The organism is Flavobacterium psychrotrophum (assembly GCF_003403075.1).
Classification (GTDB): domain Bacteria; phylum Bacteroidota; class Bacteroidia; order Flavobacteriales; family Flavobacteriaceae; genus Flavobacterium; species Flavobacterium psychrotrophum.
In genome coordinates this window covers 337,801-351,156 of sequence record NZ_CP031557.1, presented here as the reverse complement: position 1 = coordinate 351,156, position 13,356 = coordinate 337,801, and the positions used below count along the sequence as shown (strand labels likewise).

Genomic DNA, 13,356 nt, shown 5'->3' with positions numbered 1-13,356 from the left:
CAATGTCACATAATGTCACGCAGGGTGTCACGCTTTATCACTGAGCAACTTAGCAATCAAGCGGATTGAATGGTTAATTTTATCCTTTCTATTAACTACAATTTTTTAATTAATTCAAAAACGTATTGCTATGAAATTATTATTACTTGTTTCGTGTTGGCTTGGCCTCACGTTTTCGGCCTATGCACAGGCACCAACCATTGAGGGAGATACTATGCTATGCCCCTCTTTTGAATCTTATGGTACTGCTACCGTTACAGGAGATGTAACCTATGACAGCTATCAATGGTATGCTGTACCTGTATATTTTTCAGACGGGATATATCGCCCTGTTGAAGGTGCTACAAGCGCCAGCTTTACCTATGACTGGTATACTTACGATGTTAATAACATTAAAGTAGTAGTTACAAAAGATGGAGAAACTTTTGATTCTAACGTTTTACTTATAGACAGCTACAACTGGGCAAGCCTGTTGATAGAACATCAATATACAGAAACGGTAGTTTACCAATATGAAACCGGGTTCTACATATGCGAAGGCGACAGTATTACAAACACAGTTTCGTCTCCTTATACTATAGTGCAGTGGTACAAAGATGGCGAGCCTATAGAGGGAGCCACAGCAATTACATACACAATTACAGAGCCGGGAGTTTACCGCGTTGTTGCTGCACCTGCAGTTTGCCCTATGAGCACATCAACATCGCCACCTATTATTGTAAATGCAAACCTTAACTGTAATATAGAAAACATTACCCCGGTTATTGATGGCAAAAAGGTGCTTTGCGCCGGCGAAACAGCTACAGCCAGCCTTACAAACGGACTTGAATATGATGAATATTACTGGCAGGTTAAACGCGCTGATGTAGATTATTACGAAGATATTGAAGGAGCAAACGATTCTACATTTACATACAGTGCCGAAGAATATGCTACGACCACAATTCAATGTGTAGGTAAACTAAACGGTCTTTACTATGTATCTAATGAAATTGAAATAGAGCTTGATGCAGATTGTACCGCCAGTGTAAATAACCCGTATGCAACGGCATTCACACTATATCCTAATCCTGCTAATACAGTACTGAATATAAATATGTCAAACGGTAAAAATGCCGAAAGCTATGTTGTATATGATGTTACAGGCAAAACATTACTACAAGGTACATTGAGCGGAACAGCTTCTGCTATTAACATTGAAGGCCTTGCTAACGGAAGTTACCTGATAAAAGTTAGTGGACAAAACACACAATCTACTAAAATGTTTATCAAACAATAAGCCTTCCCATAGCTATTGTTGAAGGCGGAGCCATTGCGGCTCCGCCTTTTTTTATATTTTTGAAAGACTGAATTTAAGCACATGAACCCGCAGGACTTTATAATTGAGATTGCAAACAGCACTGCCCACCGCCCGGTGCGCGACAGATTATCTGGCTTTGTATTTCAGGATAAAGAACTGCTACCTGTGCTTATTAGCTGCGCTTTAGATATTACAGGCAAAAACCACCACAAAGCCTGCTGGATACTGGAGCTTGTACTGGAAAATAAAATAGTATGGTTAACCGAATACCTGCCACAATTTTGCGACACACTTTCTAAATACAGGAATGATGGTGCCATACGCTCTGTTTCTAAAATATGCCTGTTTGCAATAACGCAGCATCAAAAGCAAAAAGACTTTGTTAGCAGTCAACAACTACAGCAAATAACTGAAGCCTGTTTTGACTGGCTTATTAACCCCGGGGGTAAAGTGGCTAATAAAGCATATGCTATGCGTACCCTCTATCTGCTTGGTAAATCAGAACCCTGGATATACCCCGAACTACAACGTATATTACAGGAAGATTTTATAAAACATACCGCCGCTTACAAAGCAGCAGCTAAAGAAATTTTGCAGAAAATAAAATTATAAGCGCTTATTGCTATCTTGTACAACTATAAAAACAAACAAATGGATCGCGATTTTAGCAAAACACAGGTTTTCCTGCTTAAGATAGTTACCAATCTAACCTTTTGGGTTTTGATCGCCATCACGTCGGGTGTAGTATTAGGGCATTATCATCCTGAACAAGCGGTTAAGCTCGAAAATGTAGGCAAGTATTTTATTGAGCTGATCAAAGTATTTATAGGACCTATTATCTTTCTAACCATAGTGCTTGGTATTAGCGGTATGGGCGATCTTAAAAAGGTAGGCCGCATTGGCGTTAAGTCACTCATATATTTTGAGATCGTTACCACATTTGCCCTTGCCATAGGTGTTGCGGTAGCTTATGTGCTTAAACCCGGCCATATAGACCGGTCAGGGCTTACCCTGCAAGATGCCTCTAAGTACGTTGATAAGAGCAGTACGTTTAGCTGGCTACAATTTTTTTTGGACAATGTAACGTTGCAGGTGCTACTGGCGGCAATTATTTGCGGTGTAGCCCTAAACTATTATAAAAAACGCGAAGTAGTTATAGGTTACCTCTACAAAGTATCGGGTTTTGTATTTAAGCTGCTAAAGTTTGTAATGTACCTTGCCCCGGTAGGTGCTTTTGGCGCCATGGCATTTACAGTTGGCAAGTTTGGCCTGCATACCCTCATACCGTTGGCAAGATTAATGGGTGCTGTATATATTACTATGGCGGTGTTTATTTTTGGAATATTAGGTAGCATATTGCGCTATTACAAAATAAGCATCCTGGAGTTTCTTAAATATATAAAGGAGGAACTCATTATTATATTGGGTACCTCATCATCTGAAACCGCTTTACCTAATCTCATGGAAAAACTCCAGAAAACCGGTTGCAGTAAAGAGGTGGTGGGGCTTGTAGTGCCTACAGGCTATTCTTTTAATTTAGATGGCACATCGATTTATCTTTCAATGTCGGTAATCTTCCTTGCCCAGTTGTATGATGTGCATCTTTCTTTTACAGAAATACTAACTATAATAGGTTTATTAATGATAACCAGCAAGGGCGCAGCGGGTGTTACCGGCAGCGGTTTTGTGGTACTGGCATCAACGCTTACGGCCATACATAAAATTCCTGTAGAAGGTTTAGCCTTTTTGCTGGGTGTAGATAAATTTATGAGTGAGGCCAGAGCAATAACTAATTTTATTGGCAATGGTATTGCAACCATCGTGATTAGCAAAAGCGAAGGTGAAACGGTAAGCCTTTTAGCAGAAAAAATGTGAGATTAGCATTTTTAAGCATAATAAGATAAGACAAACACCTACTACAACGTTTTAGAAGGTTGTTAATTACTGTACATTTAACACAAACATTGAGCACTTTCAGCAATTAACCCACATATTTTTTAGCAAAAAAAAGATTTCTCTAAATTTTCAATAAAAGTATCACCCGGCGATAAAGCAAATGTAATTTTATTTACTTTAGTAATAGATTTAAATACCATTTTAAAGTTCGCTTAAATGATGGGTGCCAAGCAAACTACAGATAGTGACGGAGGGGAACGGAACTTGTAAAACTGTACTTTAGGAAGCAAACAGATAATAAGCTGAAGGAATGATAAAATGCAAACAAGCAACTTTCTTCTTTTTTAAAGGCCCGTGTTATGCACGGGCCTTTTTAATGCTATATTTTTATTGTTGCTTGTCATGATCTTCTTCAAAATCAAACTTACGCAGTTCCGGAGCAGCAAAAAACGTTACCATAATAACCCCAAGCGTTATACAGCCCCCGGTTACTACAGCCCTTACCGTACCCAGCCAGTGTGCCATAACGCCACTTTCAAAGTCACCAAGCTCATTACTACTACTTATAAATATGGTATTTACAGAGGCTACCCTGCCCCGCATATGGTCTGGTGTTACAAGCTGAAGTATCGTACCGCGCACCACTACGCTAATGGCATCGAACATACCACTAAACATCAGCGCCGCAAACGACAATACAAAATTAGTAGAAAGCCCAAAAGTAATGATGCAAAGGGCAAAGCCGGCTACAGCAGCAAACAGCTTTTTACCCGGATTTGTCTTTAACGGAAAAAATGCCAGGATACCCAGCGTTATGAGCGCACCTACTCCCGGTGCCGAACGCAATAACCCAAATCCGACCTCATCTACATGCAGTATTTCTTTTTGGTACACCGGCAATAATGCTATGGCTCCGCCAAAAAGTACAGAGAACATATCGAGCAGCTGTGCCCCTAAAAGGGCAGGTGTTTTTACAACAAAACGTAATCCTTGCGAAAGGCTTTGCAATATGGGTTCGCGCTGTTCTTTTTTAACTACTGGTTTAGTCTTTATATATATAATAGGAAACAGCAATAAAATCTGGATAAACACTACCGCAAACATTCCGGTTACAACACCGTCTATGGCAATCATTACACCTGCTACAAGAGGCCCCAGTACTGCCCCTAGCTGTAATGCCATACTGCTCCAGCTGGTTCCGTTTGCATAAAGCTTACGATCTGCCACCACAAGCCCGAATAATGAAAACAGCGATGGCCCCATAAACGACCGTATAACACCGCCTACAAACACCAGGAAGTATATAAGATACAGCGTAGTGTGAAGCCCCAGCTTTTCAAACGAAAAAGGTGTTGTAAGTGTATACAGCGATACCCCAAGCACTACATAAGAAATTACGCAGGCAAGCACCATTTTGCGCTTTTCTGAAAGGTCTACATAATGCCCTGCAAGAAGTGAGCAGCCTACCGCAGGTATAACTTCGGCAAGGCCTACAAAGCCTAGTGAAAGTTTATCGTTAGTTATTTGGTATACCCAGTAAAAAATTGTGGTAATCTGCATGCTTAAGGCAAAGAACAGCCCAAAACGCAGGCAAAGGTAAGCACGGAATTCTTTATTTTTTAGTACAGGGTTTTTGGTATAAAAGCCGGATAGATTTTTACCGGCCGTATCATTTTCCATGATAAGATAAATTTGGTGCAAAGATAGGTAATCAGTTGAAGTGTTTAGCGATCAGTGTTTAGAATTTAGTCGCAGTATTCAGCATCTTAATCAAATAAGATATAATTATAAAAGCAAAAACCCCGGCAGAAGTAGTCTACCGGGGTTTGTAATTTATGTCTCGTCCTTAAAAAAGTTGACTAATAAATGTCAAGTAGTATGAGTAAAGCTACTGAACACTGATTACTTACCACTTACCTACCCTCCCGTAGTAAGCCTGTCCAGCAGTGTTTGTAACTTAACGGTAGCAAAACCCGAGCTATGGTCAGACAATCCGTAAGGAATGATAAGGTCTTCACCGTGAATGATAGAACCGCAACTGTATACAACGTTTGGCACATAACCCTCGCGTTCGTCAGGGTTAGGTAAAATAAGCGGATCTTTTAAGCGTCCTATTTCTATCGAAGGGTCGTTGATATCCAGTAATGATGCACCTATGCTGTAGCGGCGCATACTGCCCACACTGTGGGTAATGATAAGCCATCCTGCATCGGTTTCTATAGGTGAACCGCAATTGCCTATTTGTACAAACTCCCACGGAAATTCAGGCGCCTGAATTTTAATAGGGTCATCCCACTCATTAATGTTATCGCTGTACATAAGGTAATTGTTCCATCCGTCAATACGGCTTAGCATGGCAAACTTTCCGTTTATCTTACGCGGAAAAAGTGCCAGGTTTTTATTTTTAGCCCCTGCCCCATTTAGCGGGCTGGTCTTAAATTCGTAGAAATCGGTTGTACGCAGCAGCTTTGGCATAATGTGCACACCATCATAAGCAGTATAGGTTGCGTAGTAGCTCTGCCTGCCGTTTTCGTCGGTAAACTTTACAAAGCGGGCATCTTCAATGCCTTTACTTTCAAAATCAGATATCGGGAAAATAACACGGTCACTAATATCGGTATCTTTACTAAAGGTTATACGGCGGTAGCTGTCGCTAAGTGCCAATATAAGGTTAAGCTGCCTTAAGGTTTCTGGCTCTTCAATTTCGGCGCGGGCTTCTATCACAATTTTTTTGAGCTGTTCATAATCAAAACGCTCATCCAACTCCTTTGCTACCATGTTTGTAAAACGCTCGTCGATATCGGCCTCTTCGGCCTTTTTAAGAAACAGGCGTTTGTTGTATACCAGATTGTGTATTTTTTCGGCCTCATCTATATAATTACCGGCAGGTATTACGGTAATATTGCATTGCTTATCAATCATTGCCCTGCGAAATACCACCGAACTTACGTGACCCTCGCCCACTGCCCTAAAGCTGATGATAACACGCAACTGGCCTTCCTCCAGGTTAGTCTGGTCAGGATCCGGCACAATGCTGGGATTAAAAAATGCAGCCGATTCTATAGAATATTCGTGCGTAAAATAAGACCCTATAAGCAACTTTGTATTTTCATCGAGGTTGTTGTAGTCAAATCCTGCTGTAGCCACATATTTTTTTACACGCTCACTGTTGCGCAATAATTTACGGGTTATGTTACGGTGCCTTTTAGAAAAATCCTGCAACAGGGGCGATATCAGCGAAAATATCTCTTCTTTTTCCAGCGCCAGTATTTTCTTTACAAGTTCTATGGCGCGTTCCTCTCCATTAAAAAAATAACGGGCTATTACGCGTTTTGTATCCGGTAGTACTTTAACGGGTTTTCTTTCTACAGATAATCTCATAAATGGGGATTTTATATTATAAAAGGCTCTGAATGTTTATTGAACCTCTAAAATACGAATATAAATGCATACCCAAATGCTAAATTTAAGTGAAAAATACTACAAGAATTTACGATTGCGAATTCCTGCCATAATAAGTATCTTTGATGCCAAACAACACGGCTATAATGAACTACTTTTCTTCCGATTTTAAACTTGGAATTTTAGGCGGCGGGCAGCTGGGCAAAATGCTACTGACCGAAACCCGCAAATTTGACATACAAACTTATGTGCTCGACCCCAGCGATGAAGCGCCCTGCAAAGTGGGCAGCAACGTTTTTGTTCAGGGCAGCCTTATGGATTTTGATACCGTTTACAACTTTGGCAAACAGGTAGACGTACTTACCTTTGAAATAGAGCTTGTAAACATTGAAGCCTTAGAAAAACTTGAAGCTGAAGGCATAAAGGTTTACCCCTCGCCAAAAACGCTGAAACAGATACAAAACAAAGGCACACAAAAAGATTTTTACACCACCAATAATATTCCTACAGCGCCTTACAAACGTTTTGAGTCGCTAACCGACCTGAAACTGGCTGTAGAGCAGGAAGAACTTACCTACCCATTTGTATGGAAAAGCACCGAAGGTGGCTACGACGGCAATGGTGTAAAGGTAATTCGCAGTGCCGAAAGTTTTAACGGCCTGGCCGATGTGCAGTGCATTGCCGAAGTAATGATACCGTTTAAAAATGAACTTGCCGTTATTGTAACGCGTACACCATCTGGCGAGATAAAAACCTACCCTGTAGTAGAAATGGAATTTCACCCGGAAGCTAACCAGGTAGAGTATGTTATTTGCCCGGCGCGTATAGATGATGCTGTGGCCGATAAAGCCCGTGCGATAGCGCTAAATGTATCGCAGGCCTTTAACCACGTGGGCTTACTTGCTGTAGAAATGTTCCAGACGGAAGATGACGAAATTCTGGTAAATGAAGTTGCCCCAAGGCCGCACAACAGCGGACACTACTCTATAGAAGCCAGCTACACCAGCCAGTTTGAACAACACCTACGCGCTATATTAGACCTTCCGCTAGGCAATACCGACAGTAAGGTAGCCGGCATTATGGTAAACCTTGTAGGTGCCGAAGGTTATAGTGGCAACGTAGTATATGAAAACATAGAAAAGATACTGGGCCAGGACGGTGTTAGCCCACACATTTACGGCAAAAAACAAACACGCCCATTCCGCAAGATGGGTCACGTAACCATAGTAAATGAAGATATAGCTAAAGCCCGAAAAGTAGCCGAAGAAGTAAAGAATACCATTAGGGTAATTAGCGAGTAGTTATTTTGAATTTTAAATTAGGAAGATGGCAACGGAGTGAAGCTCCTGACAACAGACAACCATCTACCAACAACTAATAAACATGAAAATAGGAATCATCATGGGCAGCATATCGGACATGCCGGTAATGCAGGATGCCATAGACATATTAAAAGAGTTTAACATCGAAACGGAAGTTGATATCGTATCGGCACACCGCACGCCCGAAAAACTTTTTGAATACAGCACTACAGCCCATACACGCGGTATAAACGTAATTATTGCGGGTGCAGGCGGTGCGGCACACCTACCGGGCATGGTAGCCAGTATGAGTCCGCTACCGGTAATAGGTGTACCGGTAAAATCCAGCAACAGCATAGACGGATGGGATAGTGTGCTTTCTATCCTGCAAATGCCTGGCGGCGTACCTGTAGCAACCGTAGCGCTAAACGGCGCCAAGAACGCCGGTATACTTGCGGCACAAATACTAGGCAGCCATGATAAGCTGGTACAGGCAAAAATTATAGCCTATAAGCTAAGCCTTAAAGATGCCGTAAATAAAGCATCGGAAAGCCTGAAACAATAAAATTGAAAGCAGCCTTCGGGTTGCTTTTTTTTGTATTTTAGTCAATATTCTGAACCAAAACACATCCAACCTTAATTATTAAAATGGGATTCTTTCAAAAGCTTTTCGGAAAAGATCAGGTACCACAAAACAGCGAAACCGAGCCGGATAACAACAGGCTTATTAAGCTGATACATATATACAATAAAACAAACCAGAGCGATGACTATAAGAAGGTACTTGATGAACTGATAACAGGCAACTCTTTCCTGCTCCTGCCTTCGGTAAACGACGGCACGTTTGGAAGCGACTGGAAAACCCTTAAAAAAGGCACTACACTCAACCTCACTTCTGTTTATAATGTAGACGGTTTAAAGGTATTAGGGGCCTTTACAAGCGAAAGCACTTTAGAAAATTGGGCTAAGCAGGGCAGTCATTATACCGCGATGGTTTCAAAAGACGTGATTTCCTTTTGCGAGGAAAACCAAATTGACCGGGTGGTGATAGACAATGACACTGACACCTTTTTTGTTTTAGAGCGTAACCGGGAGAATATTAAAACTGTTACTATTGAAAAAGATACACAAGTACAGCTGGGCACACCGTCGAGGCCATTAAACAGCCAGATTATACGCAAACTCAATGACCAGTTCAAAAGGGTGAGCACCATTAAAGAAGTTTACCAGTATGGGCAAACCCGCGATGGTGAGTTTAGTATCGTTTTGGGCTTTAAATTATCAATAATTTCTGAGAATTCCCGTACCGCGGCGATTAATTCTGTTCAATCCGCACTTAAGGATGAAGCCATAGACCAGCTATTAGACCTGTGTATCATTACAGATGAAGGCTGGTATAACACCATAAAAGGAATAGAAAACTCATTGATTTATAATAAGTCATAAAGTGTAGGCAAATGCCAAAATGTCTTTTAAAGATTACGGAATAGTTTTTGTAACTTTGAGGGAAAAGAGATTTGTTATGGATATTCAGGCTTCTAAAATAGAACTGGTAAAGATGATACTTGATTTAGAGGATTCTAAATTGATTGAAAAAGTACGTAATCTCCTTACTAAAGAGAAAAAAGACTTTTACGATGAATTTACAGAAGATCAAAAACTGGAAATTCAATATGGTATAGAACAACTTGACCGGGGCGAAAAAGTTCCTTGGGAAGAAGTCTATAAACGTATATCATAATGAAGGTTGTCTTTTCTGATCTGGCAAATAAAAAAGCAGTCGAAGTTTCAGATTATCTGTCTAAAGAGTGGTCTGAAAAAGTAAAAAAAGATTTCGCCGAAACTTTACGTTCAAAAATTATGCAAATTTCTTCCTTTCCTGAAAGTTGCATAGAATCTGCTATTTTTCACAAACTAAGAATTTGCGTCGTAACCAAACAAACATCTTTTTTATACCGAATTAATAATAACGAAATTGAAGTGATAACGGTTTTTGATAACCGTAGCAGCTTTACATCTGTAACTAAAGAGATACGCAAATATTACGGACGTATCTAAACCTATTGTTATGAGCTTACTTACACAAAAATTTACCACAAAACACGATACTGCGCCTTTTAGCAGCATAAAAACTGAAGACTTTTTACCTGCTTTTAAAGAAGGTATCGAGAAAGCACGCGCCGAGGTTGATGCTATTGTAAACAATCCCGAAGCGCCCACATTTGAAAATACTATTGTAGCCATGAGCTACAGTGGCGATACGCTGGATAAGATTTCAAGTATATTCTTTAACCTGCACTCTGCAGAAACCAATGATGAGATACAGAAGATAGCGCAGGAAGTTTCTCCCCTATTGTCTGAATTTGGTAATGACATTCGCCTTAACGCAGATTTATTTGAGCGTGTTAAAGCCGTTTACGACCAAAAAAACAGCCTGACACTTACTGCTGAGCAAACTACGCTACTTGACAAGCAATATAAAGGCTTTAGCCGTAATGGTGCAAACCTGCCTGAAGACAAAAAAAACCAGCTGCGCGAAATAGACAAACAACTGAGTAAACTGAGTCTTGAATTTGGAGAAAATGTATTGAACGAAACCAATGCCTTTACCCTGCACATTACAAACGAGGCCGACCTGGCCGGTTTACCGGAAGGAGCCATTGAAGCTGCCAGGGAAACGGCTACAAGCCAGGAAAAAGAAGGTTGGGTTTTTACGTTGGACCACCCAAGTTACCTGCCGTTTATGACGTATGCCAACAACCGTGAGCTACGCAAAAAGCTGGCGCTGGCATTTGGCGCAAAAGGTTTTCAGGATAATGAATATAATAATGAGCAAATTGTACTGCAAATAGTAAAGCTGCGCCACGAACGTGCTACATTGCTGGGCTATGCTTCTCATGCTAACTTTGTTTTAGAAGAGCGCATGGCTGAGAGTCCGGAGAAGGTAAAGTCATTCCTTAATGATCTTTTAGCGAAAGCTAAGCCTGCCGCCGAAAAAGAATTTGATGAGCTTACAGCATTTGCTAAAGAACTTGATGGCATTGAACAGCTTGAAAAATGGGACGGTGCTTATTATAGCGAAAAGCTCAAACAAAAACTTTTCAACCTTGATGATGAAAAACTGAAGCCCTATTTTAAACTGGAAAATGTGCTTAACGGTGCTTTTACCATTGCCGGTAAATTATATGGGCTAACCTTTGAAGAGGTAAAAGACATTGATGTATACCATAAAGACGTTACTACCTATGAGGTAAAGGACGAAAAGGGCGATCTTGTAGCTATTTTTTATGCCGACTTCTTCCCGAGAAAAGGAAAGCGTAATGGCGCGTGGATGACATCGTTCAAGAACCAATATGTATTGGATGGAGTTAACGAACGCCCGCACGTAAGTATAGTATGCAACTTTACCAAGCCTACAGCAAGCAAACCAAGCCTGCTAACCTTTAATGAGGTTACCACGTTATTTCATGAGTTTGGGCATGCACTGCACGGCCTTCTTGCCGATACCGTTTATCCAAGCCTTAGCGGTACCAGCGTATACTGGGATTTTGTAGAACTGCCTAGCCAGGTTATGGAAAACTGGTGCTACGAGCCGGAAGCCCTGGCTTTGTTTGCACATCATTATGAAACCGGCGAAATCATTCCTATCGAATACATCAACAAAATAAAAGAAAGCGCCAGTTTTCAGGAGGGTATTGCTACTATGCGCCAACTCAGCTTTGGGTTGCTGGATATGGGCTGGCATAGCGAAGACCCATCGCACATTACAAGCCTTAAAGATTTTGAAACACAACAATTCTCTGACACACAGTTATATCCTGACGTAAAGGAAAATGCTATGAGTACGGCTTTCAGCCACATTTTTCAGGGTGGGTATTCTTCCGGATATTATAGCTACAAATGGGCCGAGGTGTTAGATGCCGACGCCTTTGAGTTATTTCAGGAGAAAGGTATTTTTGATAAAGAAACAGCTACTAAGTTTAAAGAGTTTGTGCTTAGCAAAGGCGGAACAGAACATCCTATGACGTTGTATAAACGCTTTAGGGGGCAGGAGCCTAAGCCAGAGGCATTGTTAAGAAGAGCTGGTCTTTTAAGAGACTAGAAGATAACAGATGTAAGATAATGGACAAACCCCGGAGTGTAAGCTTCGGGGTTTTTAGATTTCTGAATAAATCGAACAAAATAAACTTTCAAAAATTACTGAAAGTTTAAAAACAATTAATTATCTTTGGTGTATGGAATTCAGAGAAGCTAAAAATAAGTTTGTACAAACCTGGGGAGCACTAGGCAGCCAATGGGGTATTAATAAGACCATGGCACAAATACACGCCTTGCTTATGGTTGCACCCGAAGCGTTGTCTATGGAAGACATAATGGAAGAACTACATATAAGCCGTGGTAATGCCAGCATGAATTTGCGGGCTCTTATGGACTGGGGGCTTATTTATAAAGACCTGAAACCGGGGGAACGTAAAGAGTTTTTTATAGCCGAAAAAGATCTTGATGAAGTTGCTGTAAAAGTAGCACAGGAGCGCAGCCGTCGCGAAATAAAGCCAACGCTTAAAGTACTTAAAGAAGTTTCGTCGGCAAATATTAGTGATACCAGTGCCGAAGCCCGTCAATTTAAAGAGCAAACGGCAAAGCTTTACGACTTTGTGCTAAAAGCAGATAATATGATCGAAAAAGTTACCGAATATAAAGACAACTGGATAGGCCGACTGGTAATGAAAATCATGAAATAAAAAATTTTGCTTCGTTATTTCAATTAATTCTGAAAGTTTAAAAATATCAATATTATGAAAATACTAAAATATGTAAACGTATTTGCAGTAGGCTTGCCGTTTCTAATTGCGTTATTGGGTATTATAGACAATGACTTATGGTTTTGGGCAGCATATTCTACTATGCTAACAGGACTTCTTCAGGTAATTATCGCGCTATCCGCCCTGATCATTGGTCATAACCGAAAGGCATTATACATCTATTTTACCGGTGTAATAAGTTACTTCTTTTGCATGTTTCTTAAAATTGATGGCTGTTACCTCTACATTACGCCTGTACTGCTCGCTATATTTCTTACCATCATTATACATAAAACAACGTCTAATGAATCTTAACCTCATTGCATACGGCCTGTTTCTTACTATAACCATTTACATTATCGTGGTGGTAGGGCAAATATGCTATCGCAATGGCAATACATACGTACTATCTCTGGTACCGGGCCATCAGGACTTGTGCACCCGCATAAACAAAATACTGCTTACAGGCTATTACCTGGTAAACCTGGGATATACTGCCACTACGCTAATCCATTGGGAACGCATTACTACCCTGACCGCATTTATAGAGATACTCGCCTCCAGAACAGGCTTTATAATAGTATTGCTTGCCATACTGCATTATACCAACCTTTTTATTATTACCAAATACATCAACAAATTCATTTAATAACAA

The 13,356-nt window shown here is 40.6% G+C and carries 14 protein-coding genes; 12 read left to right on the top strand and 2 right to left on the bottom strand.

All coding sequences use genetic code 11. The features are described from left to right. Positions 1–130: 130 nt before the first annotated feature. The 3 genes from DYH63_RS01360 to DYH63_RS01350 all read left to right on the top strand — a co-directional run bounded on the left by DYH63_RS01360 (position 131) and on the right by DYH63_RS01350 (position 3,175). Positions 131–1,279: a T9SS type A sorting domain-containing protein gene (locus DYH63_RS01360; protein ID WP_116787091.1), complete on the top strand. Its 1,149-nt coding sequence runs from the start codon at positions 131–133 to the stop codon at positions 1,277–1,279. Between the two features lie 81 nt (positions 1,280–1,360). Continuing rightward, positions 1,361–1,912, top strand: a complete 552-nt coding sequence (locus tag DYH63_RS01355) for a HEAT-like fold family protein (RefSeq protein ID WP_116787090.1) — start codon at positions 1,361–1,363, stop codon at positions 1,910–1,912. 39 nt (positions 1,913–1,951) lie between these two features. Then, the gene (locus DYH63_RS01350; RefSeq protein ID WP_116790712.1) at positions 1,952–3,175 is read left to right on the top strand and encodes a cation:dicarboxylate symporter family transporter; all 1,224 of its coding nucleotides are present in this window, start codon (positions 1,952–1,954) and stop codon (positions 3,173–3,175) included. A gap of 408 nt (positions 3,176–3,583) precedes the next feature. On the opposite strand, the gene DYH63_RS01345 is transcribed toward DYH63_RS01350, so the two are convergent. Both DYH63_RS01345 and DYH63_RS01340 read right to left on the bottom strand, forming a co-directional pair. Continuing rightward, positions 3,584–4,876 carry an MFS transporter gene (locus tag DYH63_RS01345; RefSeq protein WP_116787089.1) on the bottom strand — a complete coding sequence of 431 codons (1,293 nt, stop codon included), beginning with the start codon at positions 4,874–4,876 and terminating at the stop codon, positions 3,584–3,586. A gap of 237 nt (positions 4,877–5,113) precedes the next feature. Continuing rightward, the gene (locus DYH63_RS01340; RefSeq protein ID WP_116787088.1) at positions 5,114–6,577 is read right to left on the bottom strand and encodes a glycoside hydrolase family 130 protein; all 1,464 of its coding nucleotides are present in this window, start codon (positions 6,575–6,577) and stop codon (positions 5,114–5,116) included. A 167-nt stretch (positions 6,578–6,744) separates the two neighbouring features. Here DYH63_RS01340 and DYH63_RS01335 point away from each other — a divergent pair, with 167 nt between their 5' ends. From DYH63_RS01335 to DYH63_RS01295, 9 genes are all read left to right on the top strand, one after another. After that, positions 6,745–7,899, top strand: a complete 1,155-nt coding sequence (locus DYH63_RS01335) for a 5-(carboxyamino)imidazole ribonucleotide synthase (protein ID WP_116790711.1) — start codon at positions 6,745–6,747, stop codon at positions 7,897–7,899. 82 nt (positions 7,900–7,981) lie between these two features. Further along, a complete protein-coding gene (gene purE, locus DYH63_RS01330; protein ID WP_116787087.1) occupies positions 7,982–8,464 on the top strand; it encodes a 5-(carboxyamino)imidazole ribonucleotide mutase in 483 nt (160 codons plus the stop codon). Between the two features lie 83 nt (positions 8,465–8,547). After that, on the top strand, positions 8,548–9,345 hold the full coding sequence (locus DYH63_RS01325) for an SseB family protein (protein ID WP_116787086.1): 798 nt from the start codon (positions 8,548–8,550) through the stop codon (positions 9,343–9,345). 19 nt (positions 9,346–9,364) lie between these two features. Further along, positions 9,365–9,640: a hypothetical protein gene (locus DYH63_RS01320; protein ID WP_116787085.1), complete on the top strand. Its 276-nt coding sequence runs from the start codon at positions 9,365–9,367 to the stop codon at positions 9,638–9,640. Beyond that, a complete protein-coding gene (locus DYH63_RS01315; protein WP_116787084.1) occupies positions 9,640–9,957 on the top strand; it encodes a type II toxin-antitoxin system RelE/ParE family toxin in 318 nt (105 codons plus the stop codon). Before DYH63_RS01320 ends, DYH63_RS01315 begins: the two co-directional genes overlap by 1 nt. 10 nt (positions 9,958–9,967) lie before the next feature. Further along, a complete protein-coding gene (locus tag DYH63_RS01310) occupies positions 9,968–12,001 on the top strand; it encodes a M3 family metallopeptidase (protein WP_116787083.1) in 2,034 nt (677 codons plus the stop codon). A gap of 133 nt (positions 12,002–12,134) precedes the next feature. Further along, complete coding sequence (locus DYH63_RS01305; RefSeq protein WP_116787082.1) at positions 12,135–12,641, top strand: GbsR/MarR family transcriptional regulator; 507 nt, start codon at positions 12,135–12,137, stop codon at positions 12,639–12,641. A gap of 54 nt (positions 12,642–12,695) precedes the next feature. Continuing rightward, the gene (locus tag DYH63_RS01300) at positions 12,696–13,016 is read left to right on the top strand and encodes a hypothetical protein (RefSeq protein WP_116787081.1); all 321 of its coding nucleotides are present in this window, start codon (positions 12,696–12,698) and stop codon (positions 13,014–13,016) included. Beyond that, on the top strand, positions 13,006–13,350 hold the full coding sequence (locus DYH63_RS01295) for a hypothetical protein (RefSeq protein ID WP_116787080.1): 345 nt from the start codon (positions 13,006–13,008) through the stop codon (positions 13,348–13,350). Before DYH63_RS01300 ends, DYH63_RS01295 begins: the two co-directional genes overlap by 11 nt. Positions 13,351–13,356: the final 6 nt, after the last annotated feature.